Here is a 14,561-nt window from a genome sequence, read left to right on the forward strand (position 1 = left end):
CTATAAAATTTATAAATATGAGCAATTATTTTATAATACTAGCTTCAGGACAAAGCAAAAGGTTTAATTCGAAAAAACCTAAACAATACAACATTTACGAGGGTAAGCCTTTATTCAAACACTCTCTTGATAAAGCTTTAAAATCAAAACTTTTCAAAAAAATAGTAATTGTAGTTAATAATAAAAAGGAAATTAAAGAAAAATTTTCTAAAAATGTTTCAGTTATTATTGGTGGGAAAGAAAGATCAGATTCTTCATTAATTGCTTTAAAGTTTATTAAGAAATACAAACCTACCAATGTACTAATACATGATGCTGCAAGACCAAATTTTACCATAAATCTATTAAATAAATTAATAACTTCACTAAAAAAATATAAAGCAGTAATACCTGCAATCAAATCTAAAGACTCAATCAAGTATAAAATTAAAAATCAAATATTTAATTTAAACAGAGATAATTCTACATTAACGCAAACTCCCCAGGCTTTTAACTTTAAAGATTTATATAACTTATCAATAAAGCAAAAAAAGGTAGTTACTGACGAAGCAACATTATTTATTGAAAACAATCTTAAAGTAAAATTCATTCAAGGAGAAAATTTAAATACTAAAATTACTTTTAAAGAGGATATTAAAGAAAAATTAACTTACTTTGGTATCGGATTTGATATACATAGATTAATCAAAGGTAAAAAACTTTATTTAGGAGGTATTAAAATACCTTATCACTCAGGACTAAAAGGACACTCTGATGGTGATGTAATTATTCATTCGATAATTGACTCTATATTAGGAGCAATGAGAAAAAAAGATATTGGAACTTTTTTTCCAGATAACATTAACAAGTTTAAAAATATTAGATCTCCCAAAATGCTAAAACCAATAATAGAATTGTTAAATTCAAATAATTACCATATCAATAATTTAGATATAAATTTGATATGTGAAAAACCAAAAATATCAAAATACAGAGATAAAATAATAAATTCGCTTTCAAATCTATTAGATTTAAATAAAGATTTAATTAATTTAAAAGGTAAGACTACAGAAAAACTTGGATTAATAGGAAAAGAAAAAGCGATTGCCTGTGAAGTAATTTGCTCGATATCAAAATGAAAAAAATTAATGTTTTAATCTCGACTTTCTTTGGTTACGGTTATTTAACAAAAATGCCTGGCACTGTTGCATCGGTTGTCACGACAATCTTTATTTATATAGCTTATGAAATTCTTGATTATACAAGTTTAAAATTTTCAATAGTTTTTTTTGTTATTTTGTTTTTTTACTCTTTTTACGCAGTCAAAGACACAGGGAGTGAATTTGAAAATAAAGATCCTAGACAAATTGTAATCGATGAAGTTTTGGGTCAATCGATGCCTTTGATACTTCTGCTATATTTAAATCAAACAAATCAAATCAATATTGCTATTGAATTTTATTATATTATTTCTTTACTATCGTTTAGATTTTTTGATATTTTAAAGCCATTTCCAGTAAGCTATTTCGATAAAAATTATAAAAATTATTTTGGCATAATTATGGATGATATAATGGCTGGTCTTTACTCAATGGTTGTAGTCTATTTGGTTAGTTTCATATTTTGATGAATTTAAAAAAACTACATAAAAAATTGATAGATAAAAAATTAAGAATTTCTGTAGCTGAATCATGTACAGGAGGTTTGTTGGCTAGCAATCTTACTAAACTACCAAATTCATCTAAATACTTTCAAATGGGTTTAATTACTTACTCTAATGAGGCAAAAATCAAAATCTTAAAAGTAAATAGAAATATCATTAAAAAATATGGTGCTGTAAGCAAAGAATGCTGTGAAGAAATGGTAAAGAATTTATCTAAAATTTCTAAAAGCAAAATTAATGTATCAATTACTGGTATAGCTGGACCCGGAGGAGGATCAAAATTAAAACCAGTTGGTCTTGTCTATATTGGGATTAAAACAGGAAAATATTTACTAATTTTAGAAAATAAATTTAGATCTAAGAACAGATTAAGTATTCAAAAAAATACAGTAAGAGAAGTATTAAAAAAAATTACAAAAATTATTTCTTAAAGATTTTCTGCTCTTTTTTGAAAAGCATCAGCTATTTTGTTTAAACCAAATTGAAATGATTTTTCCATTATTAAATTCAAAAACTTATTTTTAATTTCAAAATCAACATCAAATTTAACTTCTGTTAAATTATCTTTTTCTACAAATTTCCAATTATTTTTAAGATGTTTTAAGGGACCGTCAATATTGGTTACATGAATAGAGTCATTTTTTTTATCATATCTTACATCGCTTTTATAAGTATCTATAAAGGGTCTTTTACCAATGGTTAGATCAGCAATTATTTTTTTTACATCTCCCTCATCATTTGTTTCATGAACCTTTGAGTCTATGCAAAATGGAACGAATTCAGGATATTTTTCAATATCTAAAACAAAATTAATTAATGTTTCTTTATCACGTGCGATGTGACGTGTAACTGATGCTTTGGGCATTAATTACTTTTTATTCTGTTTTGTTGTAACTTAGCAAAATCCTCATCGGCATGATAAGAAGATCTTGTTAAAGGTGATGAGGAAACTAATAAAAATCCCTTTGCTTTTGCTATAGTTCCTAAATCATCAAATTCTTTTAGGGTATAATATCTATCTAATGGAAAATGTTTTGTTGATGGCTGCAAGTACTGGCCAATAGTTATAAAATCTACATCAGCCGCCCTTAAATCATCCATAACTTGCAATATTTCATCTCTTGTTTCTCCTAAACCAAGCATAATTCCAGATTTAGTAAAAATATTTTTATCAATTTTCTTTGCATTTTTTAAAAGTTCTAAGGATGCAAAATATCTAGATCCTGGTCTAACTTTTAAATAAAGACTGGGTACAGTCTCAATATTATGATTAAAAACATCTGGTTTAGCTTTAATAACTTTTTTATAAGCTTCCCCTTTTCTTAAAAAATCTGGTGTTAAAACTTCTATAGTTGTATTTGGATTTGATTTTCTTGTTTGATTAATCACATTATAAAAATGTTCAGAACCTCCATCTTCTAAATCATCTCTGTCAACTGAAGTTATTACAACATGCTTTAAATTTAACTTTTTTACAGCTTCTGCAATTTTGACTGGTTCTAATAAATCTAAATTTCCTGGAACACCAGTTTTTACATCACAGAAAGCACATGCTCTTGTGCATGTATCACCCATTATCATAAAAGTTGCATGTCTCTTACTCCAGCACTCAGTAATATTTGGACAGTTTGCTTCCTGACAAACAGTTACTAAATTATTATTATTAACTATTGTTTTTGTTAAAAAAAATTCTTTGCTATTTGTAAGCTTTGATCTAATCCAATCTGGTTTTTTTTTAATTGGATTTATCGGCTTATTTTCTTTTTCGGGATGTCTACTTTTCATCTTTTTTAATTAAATAAATTGTTTCACCTTTTTTACCAAATAAAAATCTTTCTCTAATTAATATTTCCACATAATCTAAATCCAGATTTGTACTTAATAGAGAATTCTTATGATCAATATCCTCTATTTTATTAATTAATAATGTCTCTTCTTTTTTCAAGTCAGACAAAAGTTCTTTTTTTTCAAAATATGAAAAAAGCCCTCTTTCTCCAGAAACTAAATTAAATATAAAATAAAATATTAAAAAAATTGATGTTAATAAAAAATAATTTCTTTTTATTAATCTCAACATTAGTTGATTTTATTCATTCTTGCTTTATTTCCAAGTTCTTCTTCAATACGAATTAATTGATTGTATTTAGCAACTCTTTCTGAACGTGCTAAAGATCCTGTTTTAATTTGATTAGAATTTGTTCCAACTGCTAAATCAGCAATGAATGTATCCTCACTATCTCCAGATCTATGAGAAATTATTGTTTTATAACCAATAGTTTGAGCAAATTTAATTACATCTAGGGTTTCAGAAACAGTGCCTATCTGATTAAGTTTAATTAATATCGAATTAGATGAAATATTTAAAAATCCTTTTTTTAATCTCTCAAGATTTGTAACATAAAGATCATCTCCCACAATCTGAACTTTGTTCACAGAACGCATTAATTTATTCCAAGCCAACCAATCATTTTCTGCAAAAGGATCTTCTATAGATTTAATTTTATATTTCTTAATAATTTTTTGATACTCTTTGATTGATTTTTCAACTGTAACAAAACTTTTTGAATGAATTGAGTATTTATTTTTTTTAAATAGTTCATTTGCAGCTACATCCAAACAAATTGAAACATCTTTACCATTTACAAAACCAGATTTCTTAATTGCTGAAACAATCAAATCAAGAGCTTGGTTGTTACTGCTAATCATAGGTGCAAAACCACCTTCATCACCAACTGAAGTGGAATAACCTTTGTTTTTTATTAAAATACTTAGGTTTTTAATTACTACAAAACAAATCCTCATTGCTTCTGAGAAACTTTTTGCTCTATCTGGTCTTATCATAAATTCTTGAATTCTAAGACCATTGTTGGCATGAGCTCCGCCATTAATAATATTCATTAATGGATAAGGTAATTGAAAATTATTTTTAAAAAAAAATGTTTTATACAAAGGTAGTTTTTTTACTTTTGCAGAAAGTTTTTTTACAGCCATTGATACTGCAAGCATAGCATTTGCACCTAAATTGGTTTTTTGTCTCGTGCCATCTAAATTAATTAATAAGGAATCAATTCTCTCTTGATTATGAACGCTCTGACTTTTTAATTTTTTTGAAATTTTTGAATTTACTAATTCAACAGCTTTTAAAACACTTTTACCTAAATACTTTTTATTATTTTTATCTCGTTTTTCAAAAGCTTCATAAGTTCCAGTTGATGCACCTGATGGACATATAGCAGATGCACTTAAATTATTTGTATAAACCTCAGCTTCTACAGTTGGATTTCCCCGACTATCAAAAACTTGACGTGCTTTAACTTTTGTTATTTTACTCACTTAATAAGCTTATCAATTTCAGTTAACTGTTTAAGTAAATTTTCTAGTTTATCTAGAGGAACCATGTTAGGTCCGTCGGATGGTGCATTATCAGGATCTTGATGAGTTTCTATAAATACACCAGCAACCCCAACAGCAACAGCTGCTCTTGCAAGATACTCAACAAATTCTCTTTGACCACCTGAAGAATCTCCTTGTCCTCCAGGTTGCTGAACTGAATGCGATGCATCAAAAATAACTGGATAACCATTCTTAGCCATTATAGGTAAAGATCTCATGTCAGAAACTAAAGTGTTGTATCCAAAACTTGCACCTCTTTCAGTAACAAGAATATTTGAGTTTCCTGAGTCTGATATTTTTTTTGTAACATTTACCATGTCCCAAGGAGCTAAAAATTGACCTTTTTTAACATTTATAATTTTGTTTGTTTTTGCAGCAGCAATTAAAAGATCAGTTTGTCTACAAAGAAAAGCTGGAATTTGCAAAACATCAACATGATTAGCAACTACTGAACATTGCTCTGAATTATGAATATCAGTTAAAATTGGAACATTTAATTCTTTTTTAATTTTGTCAAACACAGGTAATGAAGCTTCCAAACCAGCACCTCTCTTACCTTTTAAACTTGTTCGATTAGCTTTATCAAAAGAAGTTTTATAAATAAAACCTAGACCATATTTGGAAGTTATTTCTTTTATTTTTCCTGCCATGTCCATTGCATGCTGTTCTGTTTCAAGTTGACATGGACCAGCAATGATACAAATTTTTTTATCGTTTGAAATTTCTATGTTCCCACAATTGACTGTAATACTACTCATTTATGATTTTTTGCTGCTTTGATAAATGAAGAGAATAAAGGATGAGGAGATAAAGGTCTAGATTTAAATTCAGGATGGAACTGAACTCCAATAAACCAAGGATGATTTTTAAGTTCAATTATCTCAGGAAGTTTGTTATCTGGTGATAAACCAGAAAATATTAGTCCATATTTCTCAAATTTTTCCTTAAATGAAATATCTACCTCATATCTATGTCTGTGTCTTTCTTTGATTAATCTTGATTTATAGATATCTCTAATTTTAGACTTATCTTTTAAAATTGCATCATAAGAACCAAGTCTCATTGTTCCACCTAAATTTTTATCTGTACCTTTAACTTTTTTTCCACTTTTTTCCCACTCATTCATTAAACCAATTATATGAACACCGCCTTTATCAAACTCAGAAGAAGTTGCTTTTTTAATTTTTAATTTATTTCTAGCGAATTCTATTATTGCCATTTGCATACCGTAACAAATACCTAAGAATGGTATTTTATTAATTCTTGAATATTTAATTGCTTCGATTTTTCCCTCAGTTCCTCTTTTTCCAAATCCTCCTGGTATTAGAATACCTGAAACATTTTTAAGTTTGTTTTTGATTTCAGAAACTTTTAATTTTTCTGAATCAATTCTAACTAAATTTAACTTCAGGCTGTTTGTAATTCCTCCATGTGTTAAGGCTTCATCTAATGATTTATATGCATCTTTTAATTCTACATACTTACCTATTATCGCAATATTAACTTGTTTTTTTGTATTAAGTGCAATTTTGGTAATTTTCTTCCAAGGATTTAAGTTATTTGATTTTTTAGATTTTATTTTAAAGTAATCTAAAACTTGAACATCTAACTTTTCTTTAGCAAAACTAATTGGTGCTTCATAAATAGTTTTTACATCAACTGTTTCAATTACATTTTTAATATCAACATTGCAAAATAGAGATATTTTTTTTCTATGCTCTAAAGGTATTGGTCTTTCTGATCTACAAATAATTATATCAGGTTGAATACCAATACTTCTCAATTCTTTTACGGAGTGTTGTGTTGGTTTAGTTTTTATTTCATCAGATGCTTTTAAATATGGAACTAAAGTTAAATGAATAAATAAAGCATTTTTTTTCCCAATATCATTTGAAAATTGTCTTATAGCCTCAACAAATGGTAAGCTTTCAATATCACCTACAATTCCACCTATTTCGCAAATTACAAAATCTTCTTTTGATGTATCGTATTTAATAAATTCTTTAATTCTATCGGTTATATGTGGAATAACTTGTACTGTCTTTCCAAGATATTCTCCTTTTCGTTCTTTTTTTAGAACATCGCTATAAATTTTTCCTGTAGTAATATTATCTGTTTTCTTTGCAGTAACTCCTGAAAATCTTTCATAGTGACCTAGATCTAAATCTGTTTCAGCGCCATCATCTGTTACAAAAACCTCTCCGTGCTGGAATGGACTCATTGTTCCAGGGTCAACGTTTAAATAAGGATCTAATTTTCTAAGTCTAACTTTGTAACCACGAGATTGTAGAAGATAAGCAAGTGATGCTGATGACAGACCTTTTCCAAGTGATGAAACCACGCCGCCAGTGACAAATATATATCGCGCCATGGAATTATCTTATAGCTAATAAAAAAAGAAATAGAAAGTATTAATTAATTATTTTCAGGAATTGATGGAGTATCTTCAGTTTTTTCTTCAACCGTGTCTAAAACTGATCCTGTAGGCGTTAATTCTGCTCTTGAAATTATTGTCAGCGCTAAGCTACAAATGATAAATAAAGTTGCAACTATCGCAGTTGCTTTGGTAATAAAACTACCAGCTGATCTCGATAACATAAAATTTTCTTGTGAAACACCAATACCTAGAGCGCCACCCTCTGATTTTTGAAGTAGCACAAGCACAACTAAAATAAATGCAAGTATGATATTAATTACAAGTAATAATGTTTCCATGGGGGACTAATTAATGGTTTTTTTAATTATATCAATAAATTTCTCTGGATTTTGTGATGCTCCACCTATTAAAAAACCATCTATGTCAGGAATAATTTTTAATTGATCAATATTTTTACTGTTAACAGAGCCTCCATATAAAACTTTTGGAGATTTTTTTCCAAATTTACTTTTTATAAATTTAATTGATTTAGACAGTTCCTCTGATGAAGGAATTAAACCAGTTCCGATTGACCATACTGGTTCGTACGCAATAATTATATCATTAATTTTTTTGATAGATTTTAATCCTTTTTTTATTTGACTATTTAAAACTTGATTAGTCTTTTTATCCCTTTTTTGTTTTAGAGTTTCACCAATACAAAATATAATTTTTAAACCAGATTTAATTGAATTTTTTATTTTAAGATTAATTAGATTGTCATTTTCTCCAGCTATTCTGTTTTCGGAATGACCCAAGATCACATATTTTGCTCCAACACTTTTAAGCATTCTTGCATTAACCTGACCTGTAAAAGCTCCATAATCTAAATTTTGATGAGAATTTTGTGCACCAACTTCAATATTTGTTTTACTAAGTCTTTTTGAAATTGGACGTATTAGAGTATTTGGAGGACAATAAATTAGTTTAAACTTATTTTTTTTATGACTTTTTGAGAATTTAATAACTTTATCTAATGAATTTATAGTTTTTAAATCTCCAAACATTTTCCAATTAGCTATAAAATACATATATTTATTTGTCATAATTGACTTTTTAATCTATAGATTTGTTTTTTACAGATCAATAAATTTATATCGTTATGGTTGAAAAATTAAAAAATTTAGGTTGGAAACAATTTGGCGGATTGTTTGTTATTGTCTTTATTATTTTTGCTTTTGTATTTGGAGGTTTTGGCGGTGGCTTTAGCACTAACAATCAAAATAATATTGCTAAAATAAATAAAACTAACGTTACCACTCAAGATTTCATGGACTATATTAACCAAAGTGGAATTTCACAAGAAGCAATAAGAAATAATTTAGACAACAACATTATAGAAGAATTACTATCAGGACTTATTTCAACAACTTTAATTGATCTAGAGATTGAAGATTTTAAACTTTCTATAAACGAAAAGACAATTTTAAAATATTTAAAAGACAATAAAAATTTTAAAGACGATAATGGTGCTTTTGAAAGAATTAAATACGAAAAATTTTTACTTTCAAATAATATGTCTGCTCCTTTGTTTGAGTTGAAATTAAAAAATCAAGGTTTACAAAAACACTTATTTGATTTTATCGGTGCAGGTACTGTTACCCCTGAATTTCTAATAGAAAGTAAATTTGAAGAAAACAATAAATCATTATCTATTGAATACTTCGATATGGAAAATTTATATAAGATTAAAGATGATTATACATCAGATGAAATCAAAACATTTATTGAAGAAAATAAAGATCAATTAAAAAGAGAATATATTGACTTCAAATATGTGGTTTTAAATCCAAAAAATTTAATTGGAATTGATGAATTTAATCAAGATTTTTTTAACGAAATTGATGCAATAGAAAATAAAATTTCTCAAAATGAAAGTTTTAGCTCGATAATCGAAAACATAAATGTGGATGTAAATAATATTAATGAATTTGTTCCAGATGAAAACACTGGTGCGAACGAAAAGTTAATTTACTCTAAGAAATCAAGCAAATTAGATATATTTGAAAGTGGCGATAATTATATTCTTTATAATATAGAGAATGAATATGATCGTTCACCAGATTTAAATGATGAGATAGTAAAAAGTGAAATTATCGAGCTTATTTATCAAAAAGGTAAATTTGATTACAATAGAAAAATAATTGAAGAAATACAGAATGATGGATTTAATGAAAGTAAATTTATAGAGTTAAGTTCAGGTAAAATCCGAACTGGATCAATTAATTCAATTAATGATGATGAGCTGTTTGAAGTAAATTCAATTAAAATGCTCTACTCATTACCTCAAAATTCTTTTGCTTTAGTAAACAATACTAATAATCAAATATTTTTAGTCAAAATAAAAGATATAAATAAAAAAACTATAAATAAACAAGGTGAGGAATATAAAGGATTTGTAAATTCACAAAATACAAACAACAGAAAAAGTATTTTACAATCTTACGATACCCTGTTGAATAATAAATATCAGGTTCAATTGAATCAAAAAACTATTGATAGAATTAAAAACTATTTCAAATGATAATTAATCGAAGCTTCAAAGATTTTAAGTTTCGACATAGAAGCAAAAAAAATCAGATTATATACACTTCTAAAAAAGTAAATTCTGATGATGAAGTAATAAATTTAATTGATAATTTTTTAGAGGAAAAAAATAGTTTTATATTTGAGTCTGTTGAAAAAGGAAAAATTAAAGGTAGATACACAATTTTTGGTAAAAATCCTGATAAGATATGGGAGTTTAACAACCAAAAGTCATATTTAATCACTGAAAATAAAAAAATCATTCTTAAAGATAAACCAGAAGAGCTAATAGAAAAGATTATTGAAAATTTTAAATTTGATACACCTAAGAATTTACCTAAGATTTGTTCGCTAATTTCTGGTTATTTTTCATACGACTCTATTAGGTATATAGAAAAAATTCCTAACTCATGTAAAAATGATCTTAATTTACCTGATGTAAGATTGATGAGACCAAGAACCTTGGTTATTCATGACAATTTAAAAAAAGAAATATTTTATATAATTAATGTTTTTAATGATGAAAAAATTAAAAATTATCAAAAAAAGTATGACTCTATAAAAACTGATCTATTTAAACTATTAATTCAATCATCGATAAAAAATATTGATACAAAAAGAGTATTAAAAGAAAAAAAAATTAAAGTTAAATCAAACACATCTAAAAATAAATTTCTTGCAATGGTTAATAAAGCTAAGAAATACATTAAATTTGGTGATATTTTTCAAGTTGTATTAAGTCAAAGATTTGAAGCAAAATTAACAAAAAAACCCTTAGAAATTTATAAAAAACTTAGAGTAACTAACCCCTCTCCTTTTATGTTTTACTTCAACTTTAATGACTTCCAAATTATTGGGGCCAGTCCAGAAATTTTAGTAAGACTAAGAGATAATAAAATTACAGTTAGACCAATAGCAGGCACTAGACCAAGAGGAAAAAATAAAAAAGAAGATCTTTTTTATGAAAAAGACCTTCTTAAAGACAAAAAAGAACTTTCTGAACATTTAATGCTTTTAGATCTAGGAAGAAATGATGCTGGTAAAGTATCAAAAATAAATACTGTAAAGGTAACTGAGAGTTTCATAATTGAGAGGTACTCTCATGTAATGCATATAGTTTCCAATGTAGTTGGAGAGTATAATAAAAAGTTTTCAAAATTTAAATCACTGTTGGCAGGATTTCCTGCTGGTACTGTATCTGGTGCTCCTAAAATAAGAGCAATGGAAATTATTGATGAACTAGAAACATCGAAAAGAAAAGTTTACGCTGGTGGAATTGGATACTTTTCTGCTAATGGTGAATTTGATACTTGTATTGCATTAAGAACAGCTGTAGCAAAAAATAAAAAATTCTATGTACAAGCTGGAGCAGGTATCGTGGCTGACAGTAAGCCTACAAACGAGTATGATGAAACAGTGAACAAGGCGAAAGCTTTGATAAATGCTTTAAGATAATGAAAATATTATTAATAGATAATTATGATAGTTTTACATTTAATCTTTATCATTACATTTCTTCATTAGATGTAAAAGTTGATGTCATAAGAAATGATAAAATTAACTCTAAAGAAATATTAAGAAAAAAATATGATAAAATTGTTATTTCACCTGGACCTGGAAATCCAAATCAATCTGGAAATTGCATAAGCATTTTAAAATCATTACATAAAAAATTGCCCTTTTTAGGTGTTTGTCTTGGACATCAAATTATAGGTCAAGTCTTTGGATCTAAAATTATTCAAGCAAAAAAATTAATGCACGGAAAAACTAGCAAAATTAAATCAAAAAAAATTGGAATTTTAAAAAATCTACCCGGTACTTTCGAAGCTACAAGATATCATAGCTTGATTATTGATAAAAAAACCCTATCGAAAGATTTAGAGATTACAGCTGAAACTGATGATGGGGTAATTATGGCTATCCAACATAAGCAATTTAACATTCATGGTGTACAATTCCATCCAGAAAGTATTAAAACCAAGATAGGAATAAAAATTTTAAAAAGTTTTATAAATTATTAATTTATGGAAAAGATTTTAGAAAAACTTAAAAATAAAGATAATTTAACCTTTGAAGAAAGTAAGTCAGCATTTGAAATTTTAATGACTGGTAAAGCTGATGAGGATCAAATCTATAATTTTTTAACACTTCTGTCTGAAAAAGGAGAAGTAGCAGATGAAATTGCTGGAGGTGTTTATGTGCTTAGAGAAAAATCTAAAAGGGTAAACGTTCAAGATTGCATAGATACATGCGGTACAGGTGGTGACGGTATGAACACTGTTAATATATCAACTGCATCAGCCTTACTTTTGGCTAGTATGGGTATAAAAGTTGCAAAACATGGCAATAAAGCGGTATCTTCAAAATGTGGCTCTGGAGATGTTTTGGAAGCTTTAAATATTAAGATTGATTTAGAGCCGAGAGAAATAGAACAAGAAATAAGCAATAACAATTTTGGTTTTATGTTTGCTCCAAATTATCATAGCGCCATGAGATTTGTAGGTCCTGTAAGAAAGAAAATTGGTAAAAGAACTATTTTCAATATGATTGGTCCTTTAAGTAATCCTGCCCTAGTAGAAAGACAGGTTGTTGGAGTATTTGATAAAAAATTATTAAAAATTTTTGCAGAGGGATTAAAAAATTTAAATATAAAATTTGCATGGATAGTAAACAGCGAAGATGGATTGGATGAAATATCTCCTTATGCAAAAACAAATATAATGCAATTGAAGAATGGAGAAATATCTGAAATCTTGATTGATCCTAATTCAATTGGTGTGAATGCAGAAAAATTTGAGAATTTAATTGGTAATGATGCAAAATTTAATGCAGATAAAATGATTGAAATATTTAAAGGTAACGATAATGATTTTTCAAAAGCAGTTTGTTTAAATGCGGCAGCTGGTTTAATCATTGCAGAAAAGTTTGTTGATTTTAAAGAGGCCTATAATCACGCAAGACAATTTATTCTTTCTGGTAAAACTTTTTCACATTTGGAACAAATACAAAATGTCTGAAAACGTTCTAGAAAATATAATTAAAAAAAAAATTGAAAAAATTGATAATCTAAAAAAATCAATTGATCTCAAAAAATTAGATGAATTAATAAAAAAAAATAATTCATACATAAATTTTAAAGATAAAATTGAAAACAATTTAAAACAAAATAAAACTTCAATTATTGCTGAAATAAAAAAAGCAAGCCCTTCTGCAGGGGTTATAATTGAAGACTACAATCCAGTAAAAATTGCTAATATTTATTCAAAAAATAATGCTACTTGTTTATCAGTTTTAACTGAAGAAGATTATTTTTTAGGAAATTTAATCCATATAAGTAAAATAAAAGATAAGGTTAATTTACCGGTATTATGTAAAGATTTTTTTATTGATACATTTCAAGTACCACTTGCCAAAAGTTATGGTGCAGATGCAATTCTAATTATTTTAGCTGGTGTCTCAGATGACCTTGCAAACAATTTATATCAAGAAGCATTAAAATTAGATATGTCAGTAATAGTAGAAGTACATACAGTTGAAGAGGCTCAAAAAGCATTAAATTTTAAAGATGCGCTTATTGGTATAAACAATAGGAACTTAAAAACACTTAAAACAGATATAAATACAACCTACGATATTTATAATGTTGTAAAAAACCATAAAGGACCTCTAATTTCTGAGAGTGGTATTAAATCTAAGGAAGAATTATTGGAATTAAACAGTAAGACTTCAATTAATGCTTTTTTAATTGGTGAATCACTTTTGAAAAAATTAGATGAAAATTCAATATTTTCAGTTTTGTAGTCAATTTAAGCTCTATTTTACACACTTTTTTTAGTATTGTTAAAACAAAAGAACTTTTATAGAACATTATTTGTACGATATTTGTTCTTATGCTAACAAAAAAACAAAAAAACTTGCTTTTATTTATCAACAATAAGTTGAGAAGTTCTGGCGTGTCTCCTTCTTACGAAGAGATGAAACAATCTCTAAACTTAAAATCAAAGTCAGGTATTCACAGATTGATTAGTGCCTTGGAAGAAAGAGGTTTTATTAAAAGATTGGCTCATAAAGCAAGAGCTTTAGAGGTAGTAAAATTGCCAGAAACAGCTTCAGCAAACGATATTTACAACAGTTTTTCACCAAGCGTTATAAAAGGTGGTTTAGAAGAAGAATTTAACAATTCTGATGAAATGGAAGTGCCAGTATTAGGAAAAATTGCGGCAGGAACTCCTGTTGAAGCAATACAAAATGAAGTTTCAAGAATACCATTACCAAATAATTTAGAAAAAAATGGAGATTATTTTGGATTGAAAGTTCAAGGAGACTCAATGATTGAAGCTGGAATCCACGAAGGAGATACAGTTATTATTAAAAGAACAGATACAGCAGATAATGGAAAAATTGTAGTCGCATTGATTGACGAACACGAGGCGATGTTAAAAAGAATTCGTAAAAAAGGTAAAGTTGTTGCATTAGAAAGTGCAAATAGAAACTACGAAACCAAAATATTTGGCCCTGATAGAGTTAAAGTTCAGGGTGTTTTGGTATCTTTATATAGAAACTTCTAAAAAAATAGTCTAAATA

Annotated in this window: 17 protein-coding genes; 9 read left to right on the forward strand and 8 right to left on the reverse strand. The window is 27.2% G+C overall.

Annotated elements, in window-relative coordinates:
• Nucleotides 1-17: 17 nt before the first annotated feature.
• From ispF to ACQY31_RS01005, 3 genes are read left to right on the forward strand one after another with little or no spacing between them, the layout of a single operon-like run.
• Nucleotides 18-1,118 carry a 2-C-methyl-D-erythritol 2,4-cyclodiphosphate synthase gene (gene ispF / locus ACQY31_RS00995; RefSeq protein WP_428080166.1) on the forward strand — a complete coding sequence of 367 codons (1,101 nt, stop codon included), beginning with the start codon at nucleotides 18-20 and terminating at the stop codon, nucleotides 1,116-1,118.
• Nucleotides 1,115-1,606, forward strand: coding sequence for a phosphatidylglycerophosphatase A family protein (locus tag ACQY31_RS01000; RefSeq protein ID WP_428080167.1), 492 nt, complete (start codon nucleotides 1,115-1,117; stop codon nucleotides 1,604-1,606). The genes ispF and ACQY31_RS01000 overlap by 4 nt, the downstream gene beginning before the upstream one ends.
• Nucleotides 1,606-2,073: a CinA family protein gene (locus ACQY31_RS01005; protein WP_428080168.1), complete on the forward strand. Its 468-nt coding sequence runs from the start codon at nucleotides 1,606-1,608 to the stop codon at nucleotides 2,071-2,073. The genes ACQY31_RS01000 and ACQY31_RS01005 overlap by 1 nt, the downstream gene beginning before the upstream one ends.
• Here ACQY31_RS01005 and ACQY31_RS01010 read toward each other — a convergent pair.
• From ACQY31_RS01010 to tpiA, 8 genes are read right to left on the reverse strand one after another with little or no spacing between them, the layout of a single operon-like run.
• A complete protein-coding gene (locus tag ACQY31_RS01010; protein WP_428080169.1) occupies nucleotides 2,070-2,507 on the reverse strand; it encodes a type II toxin-antitoxin system RatA family toxin in 438 nt (145 codons plus the stop codon). The two genes, ACQY31_RS01005 and ACQY31_RS01010, sit on opposite strands and share 4 nt — an antisense overlap.
• Nucleotides 2,507-3,427, reverse strand: coding sequence for a lipoyl synthase (gene lipA, locus ACQY31_RS01015; protein ID WP_428080170.1), 921 nt, complete (start codon nucleotides 3,425-3,427; stop codon nucleotides 2,507-2,509). Before lipA ends, ACQY31_RS01010 begins: the two co-directional genes overlap by 1 nt.
• The gene (locus ACQY31_RS01020; RefSeq protein WP_428080171.1) at nucleotides 3,417-3,719 is read right to left on the reverse strand and encodes an FtsB family cell division protein; all 303 of its coding nucleotides are present in this window, start codon (nucleotides 3,717-3,719) and stop codon (nucleotides 3,417-3,419) included. Before ACQY31_RS01020 ends, lipA begins: the two co-directional genes overlap by 11 nt.
• Nucleotides 3,719-4,975 (reverse strand): phosphopyruvate hydratase, encoded by a 1,257-nt coding sequence (gene eno / locus ACQY31_RS01025; RefSeq protein ID WP_428080172.1) that lies wholly within the window; start codon nucleotides 4,973-4,975, stop codon nucleotides 3,719-3,721. Before eno ends, ACQY31_RS01020 begins: the two co-directional genes overlap by 1 nt.
• Nucleotides 4,972-5,793, reverse strand: coding sequence for a 3-deoxy-8-phosphooctulonate synthase (gene kdsA, locus ACQY31_RS01030; protein ID WP_428080173.1), 822 nt, complete (start codon nucleotides 5,791-5,793; stop codon nucleotides 4,972-4,974). The genes eno and kdsA overlap by 4 nt, the downstream gene beginning before the upstream one ends.
• Nucleotides 5,790-7,406 carry a CTP synthase gene (locus tag ACQY31_RS01035; protein WP_428080174.1) on the reverse strand — a complete coding sequence of 539 codons (1,617 nt, stop codon included), beginning with the start codon at nucleotides 7,404-7,406 and terminating at the stop codon, nucleotides 5,790-5,792. The genes kdsA and ACQY31_RS01035 overlap by 4 nt, the downstream gene beginning before the upstream one ends.
• Before the next feature lie 44 nt (nucleotides 7,407-7,450).
• Entirely contained in the window at nucleotides 7,451-7,750 is a 300-nt protein-coding gene (gene secG / locus ACQY31_RS01040) for a preprotein translocase subunit SecG (protein WP_075506676.1), read from the reverse strand.
• A 6-nt stretch (nucleotides 7,751-7,756) separates the two neighbouring features.
• Entirely contained in the window at nucleotides 7,757-8,497 is a 741-nt protein-coding gene (gene tpiA, locus ACQY31_RS01045) for a triose-phosphate isomerase (protein WP_428080175.1), read from the reverse strand.
• Between the two features lie 56 nt (nucleotides 8,498-8,553).
• Between tpiA and ACQY31_RS01050 the strand changes: the two genes are divergently transcribed.
• From ACQY31_RS01050 to lexA, 6 genes are all read left to right on the forward strand, one after another.
• Nucleotides 8,554-9,975: a SurA N-terminal domain-containing protein gene (locus tag ACQY31_RS01050; protein WP_428080176.1), complete on the forward strand. Its 1,422-nt coding sequence runs from the start codon at nucleotides 8,554-8,556 to the stop codon at nucleotides 9,973-9,975.
• Nucleotides 9,975-11,432: an anthranilate synthase component I gene (gene trpE, locus ACQY31_RS01055; protein ID WP_428081224.1), complete on the forward strand. Its 1,458-nt coding sequence runs from the start codon at nucleotides 9,975-9,977 to the stop codon at nucleotides 11,430-11,432. The genes ACQY31_RS01050 and trpE overlap by 1 nt, the downstream gene beginning before the upstream one ends.
• Complete coding sequence (locus ACQY31_RS01060) at nucleotides 11,432-11,998, forward strand: anthranilate synthase component II (protein WP_428080177.1); 567 nt, start codon at nucleotides 11,432-11,434, stop codon at nucleotides 11,996-11,998. The genes trpE and ACQY31_RS01060 overlap by 1 nt, the downstream gene beginning before the upstream one ends.
• A 3-nt stretch (nucleotides 11,999-12,001) precedes the next feature.
• Nucleotides 12,002-12,994, forward strand: a complete 993-nt coding sequence (trpD, locus tag ACQY31_RS01065; RefSeq protein ID WP_428080178.1) for an anthranilate phosphoribosyltransferase — start codon at nucleotides 12,002-12,004, stop codon at nucleotides 12,992-12,994.
• Nucleotides 12,987-13,778 (forward strand): indole-3-glycerol phosphate synthase TrpC, encoded by a 792-nt coding sequence (locus ACQY31_RS01070; protein ID WP_428080179.1) that lies wholly within the window; start codon nucleotides 12,987-12,989, stop codon nucleotides 13,776-13,778. Before trpD ends, ACQY31_RS01070 begins: the two co-directional genes overlap by 8 nt.
• Before the next feature lie 89 nt (nucleotides 13,779-13,867).
• On the forward strand, nucleotides 13,868-14,545 hold the full coding sequence (lexA, locus tag ACQY31_RS01075) for a transcriptional repressor LexA (protein WP_428080180.1): 678 nt from the start codon (nucleotides 13,868-13,870) through the stop codon (nucleotides 14,543-14,545).
• The last annotated feature ends 16 nt before the right edge of the window (nucleotides 14,546-14,561 follow it).

Origin of the sequence: Candidatus Pelagibacter sp. (genome assembly GCF_965262185.1) — a bacterium.
In the GTDB taxonomy this organism is placed as follows: domain Bacteria; phylum Pseudomonadota; class Alphaproteobacteria; order Pelagibacterales; family Pelagibacteraceae; genus Pelagibacter.

What these genes read in the sequence shown, in the direction of transcription:
- trpD (WP_428080178.1), top strand. Translation starts at nt 12,002, where the DNA reads ATGGAAAAGATTTTAGAAAAACTTAAAAATAAAGATAATTTAACCTTT.
- ACQY31_RS01060 (WP_428080177.1), top strand. Translation starts at nt 11,432, where the DNA reads ATGAAAATATTATTAATAGATAATTATGATAGTTTTACATTTAATCTT.
- ACQY31_RS01010 (WP_428080169.1), bottom strand. Translation starts at nt 2,507, where the DNA reads ATGCCCAAAGCATCAGTTACACGTCACATCGCACGTGATAAAGAAACA.
- lipA (WP_428080170.1), bottom strand. Translation starts at nt 3,427, where the DNA reads ATGAAAAGTAGACATCCCGAAAAAGAAAATAAGCCGATAAATCCAATT.
- ACQY31_RS01050 (WP_428080176.1), top strand. Translation starts at nt 8,554, where the DNA reads ATGGTTGAAAAATTAAAAAATTTAGGTTGGAAACAATTTGGCGGATTG.
- tpiA (WP_428080175.1), bottom strand. Translation starts at nt 8,497, where the DNA reads ATGACAAATAAATATATGTATTTTATAGCTAATTGGAAAATGTTTGGA.
- lexA (WP_428080180.1), top strand. Translation starts at nt 13,868, where the DNA reads ATGCTAACAAAAAAACAAAAAAACTTGCTTTTATTTATCAACAATAAG.
- ACQY31_RS01020 (WP_428080171.1), bottom strand. Translation starts at nt 3,719, where the DNA reads ATGTTGAGATTAATAAAAAGAAATTATTTTTTATTAACATCAATTTTT.
- ispF (WP_428080166.1), top strand. Translation starts at nt 18, where the DNA reads ATGAGCAATTATTTTATAATACTAGCTTCAGGACAAAGCAAAAGGTTT.
- ACQY31_RS01005 (WP_428080168.1), top strand. Translation starts at nt 1,606, where the DNA reads ATGAATTTAAAAAAACTACATAAAAAATTGATAGATAAAAAATTAAGA.
- ACQY31_RS01000 (WP_428080167.1), top strand. Translation starts at nt 1,115, where the DNA reads ATGAAAAAAATTAATGTTTTAATCTCGACTTTCTTTGGTTACGGTTAT.
- kdsA (WP_428080173.1), bottom strand. Translation starts at nt 5,793, where the DNA reads ATGAGTAGTATTACAGTCAATTGTGGGAACATAGAAATTTCAAACGAT.
- secG (WP_075506676.1), bottom strand. Translation starts at nt 7,750, where the DNA reads ATGGAAACATTATTACTTGTAATTAATATCATACTTGCATTTATTTTA.
- ACQY31_RS01035 (WP_428080174.1), bottom strand. Translation starts at nt 7,406, where the DNA reads ATGGCGCGATATATATTTGTCACTGGCGGCGTGGTTTCATCACTTGGA.
- ACQY31_RS01070 (WP_428080179.1), top strand. Translation starts at nt 12,987, where the DNA reads ATGTCTGAAAACGTTCTAGAAAATATAATTAAAAAAAAAATTGAAAAA.